16 protein-coding genes are annotated in these 24,255 nt (G+C 38.5%); 12 read left to right on the forward strand and 4 right to left on the reverse strand.

Going from position 1 to position 24,255, the window contains the following annotated elements; translation table 11 throughout:
- Positions 1-122: 122 nt before the first annotated feature.
- Positions 123-593, reverse strand: a complete 471-nt coding sequence (locus tag ESZ26_RS17875) for a hypothetical protein (protein WP_146801013.1) — start codon at positions 591-593, stop codon at positions 123-125.
- Between the two features lie 506 nt (positions 594-1,099).
- On the opposite strand from ESZ26_RS17875, the gene ESZ26_RS17880 reads away from it, so the two are divergent.
- The 4 genes from ESZ26_RS17880 to ESZ26_RS17895 all read left to right on the forward strand — a co-directional run bounded on the left by ESZ26_RS17880 (position 1,100) and on the right by ESZ26_RS17895 (position 7,584).
- Positions 1,100-3,010 carry a S9 family peptidase gene (locus tag ESZ26_RS17880; RefSeq protein ID WP_170246418.1) on the forward strand — a complete coding sequence of 637 codons (1,911 nt, stop codon included), beginning with the start codon at positions 1,100-1,102 and terminating at the stop codon, positions 3,008-3,010.
- A 103-nt stretch (positions 3,011-3,113) separates the two neighbouring features.
- Positions 3,114-4,007 (forward strand): DMT family transporter, encoded by an 894-nt coding sequence (locus tag ESZ26_RS17885; RefSeq protein WP_223271726.1) that lies wholly within the window; start codon positions 3,114-3,116, stop codon positions 4,005-4,007.
- A 790-nt stretch (positions 4,008-4,797) separates the two neighbouring features.
- Positions 4,798-5,292: a (2Fe-2S)-binding protein gene (locus ESZ26_RS17890; RefSeq protein ID WP_146801019.1), complete on the forward strand. Its 495-nt coding sequence runs from the start codon at positions 4,798-4,800 to the stop codon at positions 5,290-5,292.
- A gap of 6 nt (positions 5,293-5,298) precedes the next feature.
- Positions 5,299-7,584: a xanthine dehydrogenase family protein molybdopterin-binding subunit gene (locus ESZ26_RS17895; RefSeq protein ID WP_146801021.1), complete on the forward strand. Its 2,286-nt coding sequence runs from the start codon at positions 5,299-5,301 to the stop codon at positions 7,582-7,584.
- Positions 7,585-8,023: 439 nt separating this feature from the next.
- Here ESZ26_RS17895 and ESZ26_RS17900 read toward each other — a convergent pair whose 3' ends face one another.
- From ESZ26_RS17900 to ESZ26_RS17910, 3 genes are read right to left on the reverse strand one after another with little or no spacing between them, the layout of a single operon-like run.
- Entirely contained in the window at positions 8,024-9,145 is a 1,122-nt protein-coding gene (locus ESZ26_RS17900; RefSeq protein ID WP_146801023.1) for an acyl-CoA dehydrogenase family protein, read from the reverse strand.
- A gap of 20 nt (positions 9,146-9,165) precedes the next feature.
- Positions 9,166-10,365, reverse strand: a complete 1,200-nt coding sequence (locus tag ESZ26_RS17905; RefSeq protein ID WP_146801025.1) for an acyl-CoA dehydrogenase family protein — start codon at positions 10,363-10,365, stop codon at positions 9,166-9,168.
- A 26-nt stretch (positions 10,366-10,391) separates the two neighbouring features.
- The gene (locus ESZ26_RS17910; protein WP_146801027.1) at positions 10,392-11,543 is read right to left on the reverse strand and encodes an acyl-CoA dehydrogenase family protein; all 1,152 of its coding nucleotides are present in this window, start codon (positions 11,541-11,543) and stop codon (positions 10,392-10,394) included.
- Between the two features lie 553 nt (positions 11,544-12,096).
- On the opposite strand from ESZ26_RS17910, the gene ESZ26_RS17915 reads away from it, so the two are divergent.
- The 8 genes from ESZ26_RS17915 to ESZ26_RS17950 all read left to right on the forward strand — a co-directional run.
- Positions 12,097-14,910, forward strand: a complete 2,814-nt coding sequence (locus tag ESZ26_RS17915) for a TonB-dependent receptor plug domain-containing protein (protein ID WP_146801029.1) — start codon at positions 12,097-12,099, stop codon at positions 14,908-14,910.
- A gap of 218 nt (positions 14,911-15,128) precedes the next feature.
- A complete protein-coding gene (locus ESZ26_RS17920) occupies positions 15,129-15,680 on the forward strand; it encodes a YbhB/YbcL family Raf kinase inhibitor-like protein (protein WP_146801031.1) in 552 nt (183 codons plus the stop codon).
- A 140-nt stretch (positions 15,681-15,820) separates the two neighbouring features.
- Entirely contained in the window at positions 15,821-16,201 is a 381-nt protein-coding gene (locus ESZ26_RS17925) for a VOC family protein (RefSeq protein WP_146801033.1), read from the forward strand.
- Positions 16,202-16,466: 265 nt separating this feature from the next.
- The gene (locus ESZ26_RS17930; RefSeq protein WP_146801035.1) at positions 16,467-18,218 is read left to right on the forward strand and encodes an alpha/beta hydrolase family protein; all 1,752 of its coding nucleotides are present in this window, start codon (positions 16,467-16,469) and stop codon (positions 18,216-18,218) included.
- A 241-nt stretch (positions 18,219-18,459) separates the two neighbouring features.
- Positions 18,460-18,729 carry a hypothetical protein gene (locus ESZ26_RS17935; RefSeq protein WP_146801037.1) on the forward strand — a complete coding sequence of 90 codons (270 nt, stop codon included), beginning with the start codon at positions 18,460-18,462 and terminating at the stop codon, positions 18,727-18,729.
- 434 nt (positions 18,730-19,163) lie between these two features.
- Positions 19,164-20,612, forward strand: a complete 1,449-nt coding sequence (locus tag ESZ26_RS17940) for an FAD-dependent oxidoreductase (RefSeq protein WP_211361244.1) — start codon at positions 19,164-19,166, stop codon at positions 20,610-20,612.
- Between the two features lie 54 nt (positions 20,613-20,666).
- On the forward strand, positions 20,667-20,981 hold the full coding sequence (locus ESZ26_RS17945; protein ID WP_146801039.1) for a DUF4144 family protein: 315 nt from the start codon (positions 20,667-20,669) through the stop codon (positions 20,979-20,981).
- Between the two features lie 563 nt (positions 20,982-21,544).
- Positions 21,545-24,255 (forward strand): RHS repeat domain-containing protein (locus tag ESZ26_RS17950; RefSeq protein WP_483400379.1); only part of this gene is annotated, 2,711 nt, incomplete at its 3' end.

Genomic DNA, 24,255 nt, shown 5'->3' on the forward strand with positions numbered 1-24,255 from the left:
AAAACATGGCAAAAAACTATCAATTTTTTGTCAAAGTATGCTCAAAGAGCGAACCCGACAAGAGATAAGGAAAAAGGACGATTAAAGTGCGGCCTAGATCCAATTATCTCTTAATGTCCAACCTATGTATAAGTATTAACTCCGATATATTTATAAGTAACATCTGCTGGCCAATGACTATTGTTTAGATCATTTTCAGCGCGGTGGTGCTCATAATGAGAAATGTATTTGCTAACATTTTCACGCCAGTCTTCAGAGGCTTTAGCTTGACTATTCCACTGACGGTAATCATCAAGGTCTGACCAAGTATCACAACAAGACCGGACGATGTAAGCATCCATATTTGTCCCCATATCTGCTTGATAAACAGACCAGCTTCGAGGGTCTTTCATTAATTTTCGATAGGCAACGTGGGCTATAAACGCTTGTTCAAATTTAGCTGTTTGTCCTAGTTTTGGTACGAAAATCCAGACGTTAGAGATGTTTTTCATTGATTTTTCTGCTGCACTTACCGGTACTGATACCCAACTTAACAGTAAGAACAGGGTTAATAATACAAAATAAAATAATATTACTTTTAGATTTTTAGTCATGTTAGCTTCCTTTTTATGATTGTTCATCCATGACAACCGCCAACAACTAAATGGAATATGGAAGAAAAATAATAATACAAAATAGTGGTATTATTATTTGAGTTGGTACATAAAAAGTGTAGGTGAAAAATCGAATAAAAGCCATTTTGACACCATTATTATACAATAATTTTGTGCTGTAACATTTTGAGTTATTGTTACTGGGCTTGTCGGCAATGCCAGAATGTTGCGGTTATTTATTGTTGCACTATTTTATCTAAAAAATGGCTATGTAGTTAAGGATGCTTGATAAAAACTCATTTTATTATAATAAGTTAGCTATAAAAGTTGTGGTTAGATAATTGAATAAATATTGCCCTTTGTTAAAGCTCAAGGATATAATAAACAGAAATATAATAATAAAAGGATGTTCTGTGTACCCCAAAACCAAAACCAAAACCATATTGACATTAGCCTTCATGTTTTTCAGCTACTGTACCACGGCTATCGCGTTGGAAAATAACAATATGGAAAACAAACTAGCGGTAAAAAATCTCAATATTAATACACTCTTTGAGGAAGACGATTACCGTGATGTTAGTTTATCTCCCGATGGTAAACATCTTGCTTTGATCCAAGATCAAAAAGGGACGCCAGTTCTTATTATCGTTGCTGTTGATACGATGAAAGCGATTAATCAAATTTCTTTTGCCAATAATGACAGTGTCGGTCAATACCGTTGGGCAAATAATGAAAGATTGCTGGTTTTTCTTGCGAGTAAAAAAAGAAATCAAGAGAGGAAGGGCTACTATGGTGAAATTTATAGTATTAATATTGATGAAGATGAAGGTAACTTTATTTTTGGGGTCCGTTCACTTGTTCGTCGAGGAAAAATAAAAAAAGGGACTAAAGACCACGACTACGAAAAACATTTGGCGCATCCTAAAATAATCAGCATGTTAAAGGATGATCCTGAACATATCATTATTTCAACTTCACAATATAATGATAAAGGTATGTGGGTTTTTAAGTTAAATATATATGAAGGTCAGATAGAAACATTAGCAAAAATTGATGATAGCAAGGCAAACCATCGAACAACTCAGCTAGATTACTTTGATGCACGCCAAGAGTTATGGCTTAGCAGTAAAACGCAAGATGATATTACTATCGCGCGTTATAATTTTGATGATGGGTCTTGGTTATACTATAAGCCTAAAAACGCAAGCACTAGCTTATCAATTATCAGTATTTATAAAGATCAAAAGCAACTGGTGGTAAGTGATTATTGTGGTAACGATACTATCGCTATTTGTTTATTTGATCCAAAAACTGAGCAATTATCGACGTTATATAAAGTGGATGGTTATGATACCAATTGGCTTTACTTAGATAATCAAGATAGCGCTTTTGCAGTCTCTTACTTTGACGAGTACCCTCAATTTAAAATTTTAGATAAAAAACATCCTCTGGCTGAAAAACTTTCAGACTTCTTAGGACAATTTGTTGGTTATCATATTAATGTTAGCTGGGACCAGACACTCGAGACAAAAGCCTTAATCTCTCTTTCGAGCGACATTCAGCCGACCTTATGGTATTTATTTGACCGTGAAACAAATAAGCTGAGCTACGTTGCACATAGCAAGAAGGGTATTGATACTAAACAATTACATCCGCAATACTCGTTTAAATTTAACGCGAGAGATAACACCCCCATTCAAGGATATATAACCTTACCAACAAAAACGACTACTGGCGCAGTACCTGCTGTTGTTTTAGTTCACGGTGGTCCTCACGCTCGAGATTATTGGGGGTTTAATCCAGAGGTTCAATTATTAGCTTCGAGAGGCTATGCGGTGGTTCAGGTTAACTATCGGGGTTCAAAAGGCTTAGGTTGGAAATTTGAAGCCGCTGGCTTTGGGCAGTGGGGAGAAAAAATTCAATATGACATTTTAGATGGCATCAATTATTTAGTCGACAAACAATACATAGACAAAAGCCGACTTTGCATCATGGGCGCAAGTTTTGGCGGCTATAGTGCTATTCAAAGTAGCATTATTACACCGGATCTTTTTAAGTGTACTATTGCTCGTTCAGGGGTTTATGACTTGCCATTACTTGTTGAACACGAAGAGCCTGAGCTAGCAAAAATATTAATTAAAAGAGTCGGTCTAGAAAACATCCAAAAAGATCATTCGCCAATTCATAAGATTAATTTATTAAAAACGCCCGTTTTATTAGTGCATGGCACCAAGGATGACAGAACGCCTTTAGAACAAGCAGAAGTATTACTTAAGCAATTAAAGAAGCATAACAAGTCGTACGAATGGTTTGAAATTGAAAATGAAGGGCATAACTTTTATAAGGCGGAAAACCGAATTATATATTATGAAAAAGTTCTTCAATTTCTAAACAAACATAATCCGCTTACTTTATAATGATGGCTCCCTTGTGCACGATTGTATAAGGGGAACTTACTGGCTAATTTCAGCCAAGATATTACCTAACTCAGTAATGTAGTGTTTTTTAAGTGGGATTTTTTTGAACATCAATTTTATAAAAATTATTGCGAGTACTATTTTTGCCCTTTTAGCGTTTGCGGCAAACTCTGTGCTATGTAGGTTAGCACTAGGTGATAATGCCATTGATGCAAGCAGCTTTACTATTATACGGCTGCTTTCTGGCATTATTATATTAGTTATTTTACTGCAAGTAACGCGTAAATCGAATGACATAAAACCTAAAGCAAAAGGCAGTTGGTTGGCAGCAGGTATGCTCTTTATTTATGCTATCGCTTTTTCATTTGGCTATATCTCATTAGATACAGGAACAGGCGCACTGATTTTATTTGGCGCTGTGCAATTAACGATGATTATGGCAAGTGTAATTTCAGGAAATAAACTTCATTTTACCGAATGGCTAGGGCTCATTATTGCATTTTTAGGCTTTGTTTATTTAATTGTACCAAGCCTAGTAACACCATCATTTAAAGGCTTTATGCTTATGGCCGTTTCAGGTATTGCTTGGGGGCTTTATACACTTGTTGGCAGAACATCAAAAAATCCACTTAGTGATACCGCCTATAATTTTATGAGAACGTCTCCTTTTATTTTAATACTAATAATTTTTGGACTTAATGATGCCCATATAACACCAATGGGAATATTCCTTGCGGTATTGTCTGGTGCTATAGCTTCTGGCATAGGCTATTTTGTGTGGTATATAGCGCTGCGAGGACTCTCTGTTACACAAGCCGCTGTTGTGCAATTGTTTGTGCCTGTTATTGCTGCTGCAGGCGGTATAGTGTTTACCAATGAACTGATTACCTTACGTTTGGTTGAGTCATCAGCTTTAGTGCTTGGTGGCATTTTAACGGTGATCTTAGGTCGATACTATTTTGTTCAGTTAGCAGAAAAGAAGCCACCTATCAGTTAATTTAATAGCATAAAAGAAGCCACCCATCACTTATCAATGTTATTAATTAAGGCTCAGTTGACCATTATTGCAAGGTTAGCTGAGTCATTTTAAGAAAAAAACAGTATTAAAGTTAGTGTCTTAGCTTAAATATTAGCTTAAATATTAATACACCTCGTCATTGAACATCGTTTACTCCACATTCAGACTACCTTTAAACTCATCGGGTTAGGTTGGTATTGAATAGCATGACAGTGCAGCACAACACTAAAGCTCAATAGTACCGAATAGTCCAATAGTATAGTTATAGGGTTCGATCGTATGCGACAGCCTTAAATTAAGTAACTACAATAATAAGAATTTGCACTATTGTACTTTTTTGGCGGTAGTGATCCCGTCGAACACTGCACTAATTCTAATGGCGAAAGCTTAGCTGAGTTTATTATTTTACCTTAATGAGGAAAAATTAACCTAAGGTGCTAACCTATGAGGATAGTGATAAATATTAATGATTGTTTCAATAAGATATTGGCTGCGATGAGCACCTTGATATTTTAAGAGATGAAACTAATCCTTTTAAATATTGCTGCTCAATATTTTGATGTATCAGGCATATGTTAAGTGAAAATCAGCTCGTTATTCTTAAAAATCATCAACAAGTTTATCTTAAGGAACAAGTTTATGCGGTTGCAAATAATTCAATCTGTTCTGACATAGATAAGCGAAAATAAAAATCAGCCACTCCAATAAGTGGCGTACTTAATAAATAGATGAGTTGATAATCTTTTAGCTCAGTTTTGGAGAGAAAGTTATGATTGCATTCAAGTTAAATGGGAAAAATGTTTCCTCTACTGCAGAGGACGACACGCCTTTATTATGGGTTATTCGTGATGAATTTGGTTTTAAAGGCACAAAATTTGGCTGTGGTATTGGCATGTGTGGTGCTTGTACCGTACATATTGATGGTGCGGCGGTTAGAACCTGTTCTTTTCCATTAATAGCAGCTGCAAACAAAAATATAACCACGATTGAAGGTTTAGACAACAAACATCCGTTGCAGCAAACCTGGATTGAAGAACAAGTACCTCAGTGTGGTTACTGTCAATCAGGACAAATTATGCAGGCGGCAACTTTGCTGGCTAGTAATTCGTCGCCAAGTGACCAAGAAATCGTCGATCATATGAGTGGAAATTTATGTCGTTGTATGGCCTATGTTCGTATTCAAAGTGCCATTAAAAGTGCTGCAGATGTTATGTCAGCCGATGTACAAACTTTTGATCCACGCTCTTCAACCCAACAATCATAAAGGCGTATGACAATGCAAAATATTAAAGATGCAAAAAATAATGTCAGCTTATCTCGCCGTCGTTTTTTAGTTGGCACGGTAAGTAGTACATTGTTAATGGCGTTTGCGCCTCTAGCCAGCGCAGCCAATATTGGGCAAAGCCCACAAGACACTCTAAAAAATAAATTATTTTCGCCAACCGTCTGGTTTGAAATTAACCCACAGGGTGATGTTAACATTAATATTGCTAAGGCTGAAATGGGGCAACATATTGGTACGGCACTCGCTCGTGTTGTGGCTGATGAGTTAGGCGCTGATTGGTCTAAAGTCTCTATTACTCATGTAGACACTGACCCTAAATGGGGTTATATGGTTACGGGTGGCTCTTGGTCAGTATTTCAAACGTTTAAGCCACTTTCTCAAGCAGGTGCAGCCGGTCGTATCGCGCTAATAGAAGCAGCAGCAAAAATATTGAATTGTCCAGCAGAGCAATGTCGTGTTGAAAATGGCGCGGTCATTTATCAAGAACAATCGTTAAGTTTTGGTGACATTGTCACTCAGGGCACTTTTAATCGTGTCTTTACGCCCAAAGAGATTGATGCCTTACCCTTGAAACCAGCCAGTAAAAGAACATTAGTCGGCAAGCCTGGTTTAGCCCTTGATATTCCAGCTAAAACCAATGGCTCGGCGGTTTATGGTATTGATGTTGAGTTGGAGGGGATGGTTTATGCTCGACCTATCGTTCCACCAACACGCTATGGCAGTAAAGTTACCAATGTTGATGATAGTGCGGCTAAAAAGGTTAAAGGTTATCTTGGCTATCATATTTTGCAAGACCCTAGTGAAAACATTCAGGGCTGGGTGAGTGTTGAAGCCGATACTTATTACGGCGCGATTAAAGCCGGCGATGCGTTAAAAGTAAGCTATCAAGCGGGTAAAACTGCCAAGGTTAGTGAGCAAGATATTATCAAAGAAGGTGAGCGTTTAGTTGCTGATGAAAATGAAGGTGGCTTGTTTATAAATGACGGCGACTTTTCAGCAGCCAGTGCTAAAGCCGATAAATCTATTAATGCTGTTTATCGCACCCATACCGCGTTACATTTTGCTTTAGAGCCGGTTAACGCAACGGTCGAAGAAAAAAATGGTCTGTGGCACGTTTATACCGGTAATCAATGGCAGTCGTTAACTTTACCTGCGATCGCTAAAGCGTTACAAGTTGCAGATGAAAATGTGGTTATGCATCAGCAATACTTAGGCGGTGGCTTTGGTCGTCGTTTATTTGGCGATTATGCTATTCCGGCGGTATTAACGGCTAAAGCCATTGGCAAACCGGTAAAAATGGTCTTTACCCGAGAAGATGACTCTAGGTTTGACCAACCAAGATCGCCTTCGGTTGTCTCATTTCAAGCGCTATTTGATCAAAAGAATAAATTTACTGGCATGCAACACGCACTTGCTGCAGGTTGGCCAACCTTATCAATGGCGCCAGGGTTTATGCCTGAAAGCTTAGATAAAAAAATTCGTGTTGATATGTTTTCCACCAGCGGTGCAGATCATTGGTACAGCATGGAAAACCATCGGGTGCGTGTGGCTAATAATAGCCTAGCACAACAGACTATGCTGCCCGGTTGGTTAAGATCAGTCGGGCAGGGTTGGATTGTTTGGGGACTAGAATCATTTATTGATGAAATAGCCCATCAAAGTAAAATGGATCCTATTGATTTTCGTTTATCCATGCTTGATGGTTTAGGCAATCAGGCGGGTAAAGCACCAGAAAGTGTTGGTGGTGCTAAGCGTTTAGCTCATGTATTAACTAGGCTTAAAGAAAAGACCGCCAATGTTAAGTTAGGAAAAAACGAAGCGATTGGTGTTGCGATAAGTTCGGGACAAGAACGTACTATGCCGGCTTGGATGGCTTGTGCCGCTCAGGTCCATGTCGAACCAAGTTCTGGAAAAATAACGGTTAAAAAATTGACTATGATTGCTGATGCTGGCGTTATTGTTCATCCTGATGGCGCTTTAGCTCAAGTACAAGGGTCAATGTTATGGGGAACAAGCTTAGCATTACACGAACAAAGTCCAATAGAAAATGGTCAAGTAAGTAACACTAACTTAAATACCTATACGCCATTAAGAATGAATGATGTGCCTGAGCTTGACATTGAATTTGTTGAAAGCGAAGAGTTTCCTGTTGGCTTAGGTGAGCCTGGCGTTGTCTCGATTGCGCCAGCTATCGCCAATGCTATCTTTCAGATAACAGGGGTTAGAGTACGAGATTTACCGATTACGTCAGCGGCGTTAGTAAATACATAAAATATCATTAGTTTTTATAATCGTTAAGATGACCAATAAGTAAGCCGGTCATAGGTAATGATTACAAAGTCTTTAGTGTCGATAATATGTCACTAAAGGCTTTTTTTTGCCTGTCTAACGAGCGGTCAACGCCGCTATAAACTTGACATGATGTAGACTAGTTATTATGTAAATCATTAAAAAAACAACAAGTAATAAATTTGAAAGATATTGGGCTTATTGCTTGGTCCACAAGCGTTGTCTAATGTTAGTGAGACAAGTTAACATACAGTGAGGGTGACTTTTATTGTAATCAGCTGATACAATATTACTTAACGGATAAGCGCGAAATATTGGCGATAACATACGGCTTATATAAATAAATGCCTTGAATTAAAGTTAATCAGTTCAAGGCATTTATTGAGTGATATTTCGCTAATAAATAATAGGTATTATCGATTTATAAGGCGGCAAAACGCTTGGTATGTACATCGGTGCTACCAAACAAAAATTGAATGGTGGTCAAACGTTTGAATAGGTGGCCCACATCAAGTTCGTCTGTCATACCGATAGCGCCGTGAATTTGTATCGCCTCGCGACCTACTAAATTCGCGGCTTTACCAATTCGACTTTTCGCCGCAGATAATGCTTTAGCATCATGACCATTATTGCTGTCCATTTTTAATGCCGCCATTAATAGTATTGATTTAGCTTGTTGATGCTCAATAAACATATTAACTAATCGATGCTGAAGCGCTTGAAAAGAGCCAATAGTACGACCAAACTGTTTGCGTGTTTTTGTATATTCTAACGTTCTGTCATGGGCAATTTGCATGGCACCAACGGCTTCAGCGCAAATCGCTAACGTTGCTTTGTCAATGATGTTGTCAATGGCAGGCAAGGCATTATCTTGCTCTCCTAACAGTCCAAGAGTTGGGGTATTATCAAACCAAATATCAGCGGCTTGATGACCATCAACATTTGCATAACCTGTGCGTTTAACACTAGGGTGGTTAGCATCGACAAAGAATAAGCTAATGCCATTGTGATCATTTGTTTGACCCGAAGTGCGCGCAGCAACAATTAAGGTATCGGCATGATGTCCATTCAATACCACAGATTTTTGGCCACTAATAACAAATTCACCCTTGTTTTCTATCGCGCTACATTTTACGTTGTTTAATTGATAACGACTTTGTGGCTCTGCATAGGCAAAAGCCATTTGCAGTTCACCGGCCATAATTCTAGGTAAATAATCATCTTTTTGCACTTGGTTACCTGCTAAGGCTATTAACCCCCCAGACATAACAGCTGTTGCAATAAAAGGTTCAACGACCATACCTTTGCCAAACTCTTCCATGACGATCATAAGGTCAACCATAGAACCACCTAAACCACCGTCTTCTTCGGTAAATGGCAGCATTAACCAACCAAGTTCAGCAAAAAAATGCCAATTCTCTTGGCTAAAACCAGTTGCTGATGCAAGTATTTTTCGACGAGTATCAAAATCGTAATCATTGAGAATAAATTTAGATACACTATCTTGTATCATTTGTTGCTCGCTGCTTAACGAAAAGTCCATAGTAAACTCCTAATATTAATTTAAAGGCCTAAAACGGCTTTGCTGATGATGTTAGTTTGAATTTCGTTACTACCGCCATATATGGAAGCTTTGCGATTATTAAAGTAACGTAATGCACTATTCGTCGCCATATCAGGGCCAATGCTTTGTCCATCAAAGTCATCATGAAACTGCTGAGGTACAAATGGCATTGAATAATATCCAGCAGCTTCGACATATAATTCGTCGATTGCTTGAATAATTTGTGTACCAACAATTTTTAAAATTGAAGATTCTGGCCCAGGCGCTTGGCCTGTGCTGATAGCAGAAAGTGTGCGTAATTCAGTATATTCTAGTGCGAGTAAATCAATTTCTACCTGGGCAACTTTTTGCGCAAAAATAGCATCATCAATTAACTTATTATCGCCATCAGGCGATGTTTGGGCTAGTGCTTTCAATTGGACTAAACGGTCTTTAGAGATAGCAACACGAGCAATACCCGTTCGTTCATGCGTTAATAATACTTTAGCGTAGGTCCAACCTTTACCTTCTTCACCAATAAGATTGACAGTTGGGACACGTGCATTATCAAAATGAACTTCATTAACTTCATGTCGACCATCAATGGTAATAATAGGTGATACGGTAATTTTAGGGTCATTCATGTTAATTAGCAGGAAACTGATCGCTTCTTGATTTTTAGCGCTCGGCTCACCTGTTCTGACTAAACAGAAGATCCAATCGGCATGTTGGCCAAGTGTTGTCCATGTTTTGGTACCGTTAACGACATATTCATCGCCTTCTTTTACAGCTGTTGTTCTTACCGATGCTAGGTCAGAACCTGCTCCAGGCTCAGAATATCCCTGACACCACCAAACATTGCTGGCTAATATATCTGGTAAGAAGCGTTGTTTTTGTTCGTCATTACCAAAGGTATAAATAACCGGAGCCACCATTTTTAAACCGAAGGGGATCACATCTGGGCCACCGGCCTTAGCACACTCATTGGCAAATATATATTTTTGCGTAGGTGTCCAACCAGTGCCGCCATGCTCAATGGGCCAATTAATGCCAGCCCAACCTTGTTTGTGTAGTATTTTTTGCCAAACGTTACATTCATCTTTTGATAAATGTAAGGCGTTTTTGGTTTTTTCAGCGATACCTTTAGGCAATTTTTCTTGCAAAAATTGCTGCACTTCTTGTTGAAAGTCTTTTTCTTGAGCAGTAAAGTTTAAATTCATTGTGCAAATCCTTCGTTGTTCTTAATTTATTGGATGTCTTTGATCATGTTTTTTGCAATTATCATTTGTTGGATCTGAGTCGTGCCTTCGTATAATCTAAATAATCTTACGTCACGGTAAAGTCTTTCTACGGCGTATTCTGATATATAACCAGCACCCCCGTGAATTTGAACAGCTTTGTCAGCGACTCGACCAACCATTTCCGTTGCAAATAATTTACAACAAGAGGCTTCAGTCGTTATTTTCTTACCTAAATCTTTTTGTCTTGCGGCATCAAGTACCATACATTTTGCCGCGTAAGCTTCGGCTTTACTGTCAGCAAGCATTACTTGTATCATTTGGTGCTCAGCAATGGGTTTACCAAATTGAGTTCTATCTATTGCGTATCTTAAGGCATCGTCAATCAATCTTTCGGCAATACCAACACTTAATGCTGAAATGTGCAGCCGACCTCTATCTAATACTTTCATTGAGGTTATAAAGCCTTTACCTGCAACACCACCAATAATATTTTCGGCTGGGACATGACAATTTTCAAAAATAACATCACAGGTATGAGACCCTTGCTGGCCCATTTTTTTATCTTTAGGTCCAAGAGTAATACCCGGTGTAGAGGCGTCTACAATAAATGCAGATATACCTTTAGCGCCTTTAATTGAGGGATCTGTGCGCGCCATCACGGTAAATGTTCCGGCTCTTGGTGCATTAGTAATATAACGCTTAGTACCATTAAGAATATACTTATCGCCTTGCTTTATTGCCGTAGTTTTTACGGCAGAGGCGTCAGAGCCAACATCTGGTTCGGTTAAGCAAAAAGCACCAATAAGTTCACCTGAAGCATATTTAGGTAAGTAGGTTTGTTTTTGTTTTTCGGTGCCATCAAATACAATAGCAGCTGAACCTATACCATTGTTAGTGCCAATAAGAGAACGAAAAGCAGGTGAGGTTCTACCTAACTCTATAGCGACCAGCGCTTCTTCTTCCATCGTTAAACCTAAGCCATCATACTCTTGTGGAATTGTCATACCAAACAATCCCATAGCTTTCATTTCTTGGACAATATCATCGGGTATAGCGTCGCTTTCAGCCACTTCATTTTCTGCAGGGACTAAACGCTCTCTAACGAATTTTGAAATACTGTCCAAAAATTGATTCAACATTTCTTGATCTCGAATCATAGTAACCCTTAATAAATCTTCATATTCCGCACAGTGGAACATTAAAGTCATATTTCGTCAAGTGGTTATTTTAATTAACATCTATTAAAACTTATAATTATAGTGCTTTAATGAGCTTTAATAAGGTTTTAGTCAGTTTTACCCCTTTGATCTAATATTTTTCAAGTAAATACTACAAATTAACGATTAATTAAATTTATTCAAAAACAACTTGCATATTCCGCTATGCAGAATTAGTATCGATTTAATTGTTCTCGAGATGTATTGCTTTGTTATTGTGTTTTTAATTTGATTGGCTTAGATGTTAGCCCTCTTATAGTTGGATTACTCAGTGATTTCTTTAGCGCAGCATAGGGTTTAAATGGATAACGATTTCGCCATCGTATCTGACCTTAATAAGTATTTGATGTGCGGTTTATTTTATGTAACCAAAACGTTGGAGGGGATTTAGCGCAGTCACCAGAATAATTAATTGTGCTATTTGGGTTAGCAATTAACCCTTAATTGAAAATATTAAAACCATAATAATAAAAGTGAATCAAAGGGGAAACAGATGAAAAATATAAGATTAAAACGCAACGCGATTACCATAGGTATTAGTGCGATGCTGGGGTTAATGGCAACGAGTGCTTTGTCTGCTGAAGTTGTTAAAAGTACCAAGGATAAAGATGTTGAGAAAATAAGTGTTATAGGTTCACATTTAAAAGGCTCAGCATTAGAAACTTCTGCCCCCGTGCAAACTATTGACCGGGCCGACTTAGAAAAAATTGGTTCGCCTTCTATCGTTGAAATGACACATAAATTGTCAATCAGTTCTGGTATACAAGGTAATTCAAACCAATATGGTTCTAATGGTACTGAAGGTACTTCTAATATTAACTTGAGAGGATTAGGAGCAGGTCGTACTCTAGTGTTAATTAATGGTAAAAGACACACTTTCAATCCTTACGCTATTGTAGACCAACAAATGCTTTATGTTAACACCCAAGATATTCCTTCTATGGCTGTTAAACGAATCGATATGTTAAAAGAGGGCGCAGCGGCTATATATGGTTCGGATGCTGTAGCTGGGGTGGTTAACTTTTCTACGCGAAGAGACTTTGAAGGTTTAGAAGTTAAAGCGGATTATAAAAGCTTACAAGATAGCGACGGCGATTATGGTTTAGGTTTTATTTGGGGGCTAGGCGATAAGAGTACTCATTGGGTGACGTCGCTGAGCTATGATAAAACCAGTACGGTAAGCACCGCAGATAAAGACTGGGCGGTACAAGACTTTGCAACTAACCCACAAGGTGGTTGGTCATCAATAGGTAATCCACCGTCGATATTTAATGCCGCTTGGCTCGGTGATAACTCACAACCTAAATATTATATGGACCCTGGCTGTGAATTATTAGGAGGAACGATAGCAGGACTGTGTAAATTCCAATATACGCCATACTCAGCATTAAACGATGGTGATACACATCTAAAAGTGTTTAGTGAATTAACTCACGAATTTAAAAATGACGTTCAGTTACATGTTGAAGTGCTGTACTCACAGACTGATGTGCCGACCACTTATGGTTCTCCATCGTATCCGCCACAAAAACTAGTCGATTTTTCAGATCGCTATGTACCTACTTATCATCCAGCATGGCAAGACTTAGTGGCAAGCAATCCTGAATTTGCAAACGCTGCTCATCCATCATTAGACCGTGTCGCTTATATTGGCCGTACCGTCGGTGTTGAAGGTCCCTCGAGTGAAGGGGGCTTAAAGTATAATACCTACCGAATAGCGGCAGATTTAGAAGGGGCATTTGAAAATGGCTATAACTGGCAAACAGGCTTCGCTTATTCAAATTCAAAGCTTGATTATAGAAGTAACCCAGACACACAAATAGTCACATTGAAGAATGCGTTATTAGGTTATGGTGGCGATAACTGTGACAGGGAAGCAGGTGTTCCAGGTGAAAATGGTTGTTTATACTTCAATCCTTTTTCAAATGGTATTGAAACCTCGGCTTCTAATGGTGTGACTAACCCAAATTATAAAGCTGAACTTGCCAACACAGAAGAAGTTTTAGATTACGTTTCAGGTACCCGAACTTCGCAAAAATCTACAGAGTTATTTGTATTTGATGGTTTAGTTTCTGGTGACTTAGCAATTGAATTAGACGGCGGTGGTGTAGAATTTGCTGTTGGTGTTCAGTACCGTCATGAGACCTTTGCAAATGAAGTGAATGATCTGGGGAATTTAGCGATAAATCCTTGTCCAGAGCTTGGAGCTACAGATTGTGCAAACCCAACAGGTGTTTTTCATTTTAGAAGTGGCGAGATCAACCAAGATTCATCTCAAGGAATTTACGCTGTTTTTACCGAGTTTTCATTACCCGTATCAGACGACTTAAAGATGCAAGTTGCGTTGCGATATGAGAACTATGGCGGCGAAGTTGGCGATACCTTAGATCCAAAAATATCCGCACAATACCGTATTAATGATACCTTTTCATTACGAGGTTCTGCGAGCACTACCTTTAGAGGACCAACACTAAATCAACTAGAGGGTAGTAATACAACGCTTTCTTATGTGGGTGCTGCAGGTGCTTTTAAAGCTGTTGATACACAAGGCAATAGTGCGCTGGCACCTGAATCAGCTGTTGCATTAAACTTTGGTATTATTGGTGAGTTTTGGGATGAACGCTTATTCACCACCATAGATTTTTGGTCATTTGATTTAAGTGACCCGATCATCGTTGAAAATTATAATGCCGTGTTATCAGCTGCAGTGGCGGGGAATGGAGACTATATTGATCAAATACAATGGACAGAGCCTGGAAATGCGAAAACAGTAGAGCGTATTGAAACTAACATCATTAATGGTGCTGACGTTCAAACTAGTGGTATTGATGTTCAATTACGTTTAAATGTTACTGATTACTGGACCATGGACATGAATGGTACTTACACTGCAGAATACGAAGTAACAGGAGATGGTTTATCAGATACGTTTGATGCCGCTGGTTACTTGAATAAAACGAATTCAAACCGCCCAATACCAAAATTTAAAGCCACTATGATCAATAGCTTCGATTTTGATAATCACAATGTTAGTTTATCTACTTATTATATTAGTGATTATAAAGATGAGCGAGATGAGTTATTTAGCACTAACACAAAAGGGCAAGTTATCGATAGCCATATACAATATGATTTAAGTTATAACTATCGATTTAATGAAGATCTAACAAAGTTGAACTTTACCGTAAGTAACTTAACGGATGAAGAGCCTCCTTTTGCAAGATTAGATTTAAACTTCGACCCTTTTACCCATGGACCTTTAGGTCGTTCGTTTAAATTAAGTGTTGTTCATAAATTTGGTGAATAACCTTTAATTGTCTTAAAAATCCGATGATCTGATCATCGGATTTTTTATGTATAGGATGTACGTATGCCATGATCACATGGATGTGAAAGAGTGGCGTGTATAGGATGTACGTATGCCATGATCACATGGATGTGAAAGAGTGGCGATGTATAGGATGTACGTATGTCATGATCACAGGACACTCTCATTAAATAAAATACTAATAATAAGGATCTCTTATGTTTCAACTCCTTAAACTACTTTCAGTACTATCCCTGAGCGTTTCGGTATCTGTATTGGCCGGGCCACTTAGCTTAACTAGTCGAGATATTGCTCAAGGAGAATTTATGTCAAAAATACATGAATTCAATGGCTATAGTTGTTCAGGAGGCGACTTGTCGCCACACCTAAAATGGTCTGACGCTCCAAAGGGCACAAAAAGTTTTGCTATTACAGCTTACGATCCAGATGCGCCTTCAGGCAGTGGTTGGTGGCATTGGCAAATAGTAAATATACCCTTGACCGTAATGGAAATACCAACTGGGGCTGGGCATAAAAATAGTGCACCTGCGGGGAGTATTCAAATACAAAATGATTTTGGCAGCCGAGCTTTTGGTGGTGCTTGTCCTCCTAAAGGTCATGGTGTGCACCATTATAGTTTTACAATACACGCACTTTCTGTAGAAAAACTTGAATTACCAGCAAATGCTTCTGGCGCATTAGCAGGCTACATGATAAATCTACACACCATAGAATCAAGTACGATTGAGTCTTTATATCAACGAGACTAATTTAAGTGAGTAAAGCAAGGCGATAAGTTATTGCTAGCTTTCGCTTTGCTCTACATTAGCCGGTATTATTAATGGCCACTTTGGTGGCTGGTTCCTTAAACACATTACAGTAAACTTATATTTTAACGAGGAGACAAAAGATGTTCAGTCATATAATGATCGGCGCAAATGATGTAGCACAATCAAAGGTTTTTTATGATGCGATTCTTGGTGCTATGGGTCACGAGCCCGGTGTAATTGACGCAAAAGGTCGTTGTTTTTATTTTACAAAAAATGGCGTTCTTGCGCTAAGTAAGCCGATAGATGGTAAGCCTGCTAGTCATGGTAATGGCTCTACTATTGGTTTTTCAGCTGATAGTACCGCTATTGCTGATGCATGGCACGCAGCGGGTGTTGCTAATGGTGGTCGTGCGTGTGAAGACCTTCCGGGTGTACGAGATGGAACAATAGGTAAGATTTATCTCGCTTATTTACGTGATCCCTCAGATAACAAAATTTGTGCGCTTCATCGAATAGGTTAATCGTTATAAGCAAGGGCAAAATATTGCTATACAATGACTGACATAATGGGTCTTATTGGTATTTTAGCGACTATTATTTGTCCTTGGCTTCTTTAACGATTTAATCGGTACTTTACTCTTTGCTACAAATTATTCGCGGACACTATTCGCTCATAAGAAGAAAAGCATCTAAATCCTACCCTGTGCTTGTTGATCTATAATTTGAGCGGTATTCAATTTTGACATTAAAAAATAGCTTTGAATAGGTCAGCATTAAAGGAATATAATGAACGTCTATCCTAAATTACTTATCCTAGCCGTGACCCTGATTATTTTTGGCGGTTTGTTGGCCAATCAAATACAGACTAATGGCGGTACAGTAAAAGTCAGTCACGTTCGCTTTGCAGGTAATAACGCCATTATTAGCCACGCAAGGCTTTACGTACCTGAAGGCATATCAAACAAAAATCCAGCCCCTGGTATTATAGCGACTCATGGTTACCTCAACTCAAATGAAACCCAATCAGGCTTTGCTATTGAATTTGCGCGCAGAGGCTATGTGGTATTGACGCCTGATCAACCCGGCCATGGTTATTCGGACCCAGCCGCTTTTAGCAATGGTTTTGGCGGCATAGATACACTGGCCTACATGAAAACATTACCTTTTGTTGATAAAAGTAATATTGGCCTCGAAGGTCATTCCATGGGGGGATGGGCCTCACTTGTAGCAGCAGGTGTCCACCCAAACGATTACCAATCTATTGTTATTCTAGGTTCATCGACTGGCTCTTTTGGAGCACCCACAGGGACGCCGGATTGGCCACGCAATATCGCTATCGTATTTTCCAAGTATGATGAGTTTTCCTCACTAATGTGGGGTGTTGATTTACCAACCGACATCACGAAAACCGATAAGCTCAAACAGCTGTTTAATCGTGATGAGGAAATCATTGCAGATAAACTTTATGGCAATGTCGCTGATGGCACAGCGCGTATTTTTCATCAACCCGCGGTTACTCATCCGGGTATTCACTTTTCATCTATCGCGATAGGTCATGCGATTAAGTGGTTTGATTTAACCTTATCAGGCGCAAAATCAATCCCAGCTACCGATCAAATTTGGTTATGGAAAGAAGTGGGCACTTTTATCGCTTTGCTCGGTATGATAATGCTTATTATACCGACACTAGGCAAAGTCTCGGCAACCTCGATGTTCAGTTCACTAAAGGCAGCAATGCCTAAGCTACAGAGTTTAACAGGACATAGTTGGTGGTTTGGCGCTGTTATCTTTACGGCATTGCCGGCGCTGACACTATTGCCATTTAAGGGCATAAGCGAAAGGTTAGGGTGGCAGGCATCCGCTTTATTTGCTCAAAATATTACCAGCCAAGTCATGATTTGGGCACTGCTGACTGGACTCATTTCAATGTTGCTACTGTTACTTTGGCATTTTTTGTTGAATCGTAAGACAGGTGCCAGTTTCGAAAGTTATGGATTAACCTGGAATGGCCAAATAAAAGTATCGTCGATTGCACACTCATTTTTACTGGCTTTTGTTGTTGTTGGGGGGCTTTATATATCACTACTGTTAACGGATTTTTTATTTGATGTCGACTATCGTATTTGGGTGTTTGCAATTAAACCGTTGAGCCTAATGCAAATGGGTATTGCTTTGTCTTATCTGATGCCTTTTAGCCTATTCTTTATTATAGTTGGTGCTGTACTACATGGTCAATTACGACGTGATGATTGGAGCTTTAGCAAAGAATTAAGCGTCAACTGGTTACTACTGAATCTAGGTTATCTTGTGTTTTTGAGCGTGCAATACACACCAATGTTCATGGGCAGCACGCTCTTAATAGCCAGTGAGCCATTATGGTCTATTATTGTGCTGCAATTTATCCCCTTGATGACCATAGCCTCATTGGTATTTACTGTTGCCTATCGTATAACTGGTCGGGTTTATACCGGCGCTTTTATTAACGGCATAATAATTACTTGGGTAATGGTTGCTAGCCAAGCAACGCATTTCGCTTAGTAACCCGCTGCGTTAGTCCTTTAATAGCAGCGAATGGCCGCAGTATCGATAAATTGTTATTAGAGGATGGCCATATTGGCCTAATATAATGATATTTTTAAAGTTTAATTTTATCAATTACATGAATAAAGTAAAAGTATAGAAGATGTTAAATGTTGACGAAAATTATTGATTGGCCTTGGCAGGCTATTACTTTATTATCAAGGATGACGTATTACTTAACCTATGCTTTTAGGGACTTATGAAAAAAAATTCAATTCCACAGTTTATTGGGGTCATCATTAGTTTTATTGCTATTTGGTTAGTTAATGATTTCTTTTTGGTTGATCAATGCTTAGATAATAGTGGTACCTTCAATTACAGCAAAGGTGAATGTGTATTAGTTAATGGTGAAATACAAGCATCTGATTTAGGAAAGTATTTAATCGCAATCTATTTTTTTATGGGCTTATTAATTGCGTTGTCAGTTTCAATGCTCATTCAAAAAATATGTAAAGCTGAGCAGAAATAAACACTATCGACTGCTACTTTAATCGGCTCTTCATTACCTTATCATTGGCGTTGGTACTATATATTCTCAGGTGAGCGCCAAAATTCAAGCCAGTTTACTTATATGATTCACAGGTAGCGACGTTTAGTGGAGTATTTATCGGCTATTGAATCTCTATATCCTGCTATTTACTGGCAGAAAGGTTAATGTTTTCATCAAATGAATGTCTTCTTGGTAAAAAGCAGTCTAAAATCCTAGCCCATCAGTTTTTCTGGCAGAACTACGGCTAAATAATTACTGCTATTAATAATTGCAACGATACAATAAGTCGTTAAATTGTCAGAGTCTTAATCAAATGCACCGCTTTACATTTAACCTCGATATGGGTTTTTAACACGAATTTTTTCCGCAAAAGTGAAGTTAAAATCAGGTTAAATAAACAGGAATTTATAAAGTTGAACAACGAAGATATCAATTGGACCATTTGTCAGCAGTGCCAAGGCATTGGCCAAAAAAATAAAAGACCACGTAAAAAAATGCGACTTCTGTATCAGCATCAGTTGGCTGAATTTGCAAAAAAACAAAGCGAAGGCACACCTCCAGTTCGTCCTAAGGGACATCTATTTGATTGTTTAAATTGCTGTGGAACTGGCCTCGTTCAGGCAAAAAAAATTACCATTGTAGATAAAGAAAGCTACCCACATATTGCTATTATTGGTGGCGGTATCGGCGGTGTTGCACTAGCAGTGGCTTGTTTGCACCGCGGTATTCCTTTTACGCTTTATGAAAGAGATAGTGGCTTTGATACTCGCTCTCAAGGTTACGGACTCACATTACAACAAGCCAGTCGAGCGATAGCGGGGCTTGGCATTTCTTCGTTAACTCAAGGCGTTATTTCAACTCGGCATGTTGTTCATACCACTACCGGTAAAGTTATTGGTGAATGGGGCATCAGAAAGTGGCATCCCTCTGCGGTGAAAACGTCGGTTAAGCGCACTAATGTTCATATCGCTCGCCAATTTTTACGTTTAGCGTTACTTAAGCAACTCGTTGGCGATAACCAAGTAAAATGGTGTCACCAGTTAGTAGATTATAAGGAGTCGCTGGGTGGAGGTGTTGATTTGAGCTTTCAGGTCGAAGGTGAATTAAAAAGCGCCAAGGCCGATCTTGTCGTCGGCGCCGACGGTATTCGCAGCTCGGTGCGAAAATTGCTAATAGCGGAGGATAAAACACCTCTACGTTATCTAGACTGTATTGTTATTTTGGGTATTTGTCCTTTGGCGGCACTCGAAGGACTTGATAGTTCATTGTTGGACTCGGCCACTGTTTTTCAAACAGCTAATGGTAATGAACGTATTTATATGATGCCTTATGCGTCTGACTCTGTGATGTGGCAGCTTAGTTTTCCGATGCCTGAAGCTGAGGCTAAAGCGTTAAGCGCTAAAGGTCCTCAGGCACTTAAAGATGAAGCGTGTCGAAGAACTCAGTGGCATGATCCTATACCGCAAGTCTTAGCTGCTACCTTAGTGGCTCAAGTCTCGGGTTATCCAGTGTATGACCGGCCATTACTCGAAGCAGAATTATTGCAGCAAGGGCAACAAGCGACGCTCATTGGTGATGCAGCTCACCCGATGAGTCCATTCAAAGGACAAGGAGCCAATCAAGCGCTTCTCGATGCATTGTCGCTTGCACGAGGTATATCAATAGGATGTCGGCCGTTATCTCAATGGCGTAATGCTGGAATAAGGGAAAGTGTACTCAATGAGTTTGAAGCCGAAATGCTAGCACGCAGTGCCTCTAAAGTGAAAGATTCTGCAGAAGCTGCAAAGTTTCTGCATACCGACACTGTGCTACATGAAGGTGATGAGCCGAGAGGGCGTTGCCTTCAAAGAGATGACTCATAAGTAAACCTTGACCGAGCAAGCTTATTTTTACCGTTATATTTATAGAGATTTTTTATGATTTATTGGCCATGTATTTTAAAGTTAGAAGGCGAAGATGAGCTTACTTATTTAGCTTCTGCGCTAGAGTTTATTTCAGAATGCCAGGACTTAATTCTTAGCGATGAAGATTATGTTATAGATTCTAAGGGTGTTTGCTATTTAATAGAATGTGTATCACAACAACAGGTACTAGTTAAAACAGAGCGGACAGTTGTCCTAGCACAAGTTCTCGATTTGATCCGTGCGCATGAGTTTAGTAAAGCAGAACTTTGTCTCACTAAAATATATTTCTTAACAGTAGCAGATGCTATTAACTCGCTACGCTATTAAATCAAAGTGAACAACTAATGAGTGGTACAACGCCTGTAAAGCCTATTTATTAGGGTTAATTAGCTATTTTTTTTATATATAAAATAAAAAACACCTATTATCACACGCTATCCTTTATTTAATAGCACCATCATTTTGTTAATTAACTCATGATATCAAACACGTAAAATTATTTTATAAATACGCCTTTTATAAAACTTTATACACAATCATAACTTTATTATTTTCCTCTTATTAATGTCTAAGCATAAATTGCTTTAGCGACATTTACCTACTATATTTATTTTACATTTACGTTGCATTAACTTTTTATTTACTTTTTGTGTTGGCAAAATACAGCTCGTTTTATCAAAGTTATGTGAATGTTTCATTACTTGAAATAGGAAAACTTGAGCATTTATAGCTTTAAATAAAGTAAAAGTATTTTTTAACCTGAGTTCCAAAAAGTCTATCAGGTTGAATGTACCTGGTTAATTTATTTGATGTATTTTAACTTTTATTTATAAGTTATTAAAATTAAGTAACTGAATATTATTGTAATTATTAATAGATAAGGGATTTCTATGAGATATTTAACGATAGCATTAATTTTACCTATAATGGCATTTGCTAAACAAACTCCATTCAATGAAGCAATGACTGCGGAAATTTCTTCAGCAATTGTCAGCCAAAGCTTACCAACAATGCAAAAATCATCAACAAAAGTGTCTACTTTAGCTCCTCCTCCTGGTGGCGGTGATCCCGGGGGCGATCCTGGTGGTGGTGGATTTGGTATTGCCAATGAAGATATCTTAGCGCGTATGTCTGTAAAAGATTCGGTTACGCCTTATACAACTGACTTACTTGGGGAGCATATTGACCTTAACTCTGGAACGATTGGATTCAGCCATACTGATTTGGTGGCTAAAGGGATTGGGCCCGACATTGTCATAGGTCGAAAATTTTATCCTGAGGCTGCCGGTTTAACTGCTTATAATTCAGCTTTTTTTGATGATTGGTTACTTGAAGTCCCCGCGATTCATACCACACTACTTTTTAATGGTTCCCGATATTCAGGTTCATGGGGAATAGGCAAGCAATGCTCTGGCCCATTAAACCCTGGCGGGATTTCTAGTCATGGTAGCGTGTTTGAATCTCATGAATACTGGAACGGTGACTCTCTTATTTTACCGGGTCGACAAGAGAAGTTAGTTGAAAAAAACGGTAGAAAAACAAAATCTAATTGGAAGTTCGATTGTTTTACTCGTACAGGTGGCAATGGCGAAGGCTTTATCGGTCACTCACCCGATGGGCTTAAGTACACTTTTGACAAAATGAGATTAATATCCGCTAAGGGTATTTATCGAGACTATAAAGTTACCTCACGGTATCAAGCCTTTATGTTGGCTTCAAAAGTAGAAGATCGTTTCGGTAATTGGATTCAGTATAATTATTCTGGTAACAAGCTAACCTCAATAACGTCCAGTGACGGCAGAACAGTATCTATGGCTTATGGAACTGGCTCCCATCTAAATCATATCACTAAAGTTTCTTATAACGGACGTCATTGGACATATTCATATGGCAGTACTAAAGGGCTAGACTCTGTAACCAGACCTGATGGTAAAAACTGGCTTTTTGATTTAAGCCCATATGGAAATGCTAAACCAACTGTTGGCACCAGGGACGGTGACAAAATGGATGATTGTGCATACACCATAAATTATACACCAAAAAACAGTACCGCAAGTATCACACACCCTGATGGTGTAACTGGCACATTTCAATTTGAAGGAAAAGTTCAAGGAAGAAGTAACACGCTGGAAACCACTACCAGTAATAACGGTCCTTATATACAACCGCAATGCTACGCCACCATGTCTATTATTCAAAAAGTGTTAGAGGGACCGGGAATGTCCAAGATGACATGGAATTATGATTATTCTGAAAATACAGGTTTTGCCGCTAATGAGAATATTCATAGTAGTATGTTATTAAAGGGTACATTACCAAGTAATATCAATAATAAAGATTATAAATGGACACAAGTAATAGCTCCAGATAACAGTCGAACCAAATACTATCATAATCGTGATTACTCCAGTTACTTAGACGGTAGCTTAGTTGCTGTAGAAGAGTTTGATACAAACGGCGCGATGCTGCTCCAAACAAAGAAAACATTTACTCGTCAAAATATTGGTAATGTGGGATTTGAGCTAAGCAGTGGTGTTGCTCATTCAAACAGAGCGTTAATTGCTTCTGAAGTAAAAGAATACTACAGAGTGGGTGGTAAAGATGTTTTTACTCTCCTAACCACCTCATATGATATTTATGGTAAGCCAACGCAGACACATCAATACAATGATGCCAATGGTAACAAACATAAATATATTCAAACCACCTATAATAATGATTTAACACATTGGCTAATTGGTCGGCCATATCAAACAAAGGTCTTTAACGGTTCTATTTATAAAGAAGTAGCAAAAACGACTTATCACTCTGCAACGGGAAGGTATAAATCACAACCTGCTGACCAATATTCTTTCGGTCGTTGGCATACCAATTACACCTATTTATTAAATGGACTACCTAATAAAATAACAAGAAATGCCAATAATCAGTGGGTAAAATATTCAAATTATTATCGTGGAATTCCTAGAACTATTCAGACACCTAAGAGCCGTAGTACAGATTTTCAATATGGTTATCGAATAGTCAATGCCAATGCTCAGGTTACCAAAATAACGGATTTTGAAGGTAACTGTGAAAACTACAGCTATAACACTTTAGGGCGCCTAATCTTAATAGACCCTTGTGACGCTAAATGGTCAAATACCAATATTTCATATTCACAGACATCAGGTGGTATTGGCATTCCAGGAACAGTTTCAGATATGACGGTTCAAACGGTGAGTCAAGGTGATTACCGTAAACAGACTTTTTATGATGGACTACTAAGGCCAATGGCTGTAAAAGAGTGGGATAATAACGATAGTAGTAATACAACAAGGTATGTAAGAACAAACTTTAACTACTTAAATAAACCCATTTTTCAAAGTCAGCAGACAAGTTCTGCGTCTACTTATTATGGTATTAATTACAGCTATGATGGATTAGGACGTCCAAAGGCGGTTAATAACAATGCCATTTCAGGTCAAATATCTTATCGATATCTGGTTAATGACAAAGTAGAAGTAAATGATAATAAAGGTAATGTTACCACAACCACTTATTTGTCGTATGCATCTCCTAGTCAGTCAATGCCTATTTTAATTAATTCTCCCGCTAATGT

It is taken from the genome of Colwellia hornerae (assembly GCF_007954355.1).
Classification (GTDB): Bacteria; Pseudomonadota; Gammaproteobacteria; order Enterobacterales; family Alteromonadaceae; genus Colwellia_A; species Colwellia_A hornerae.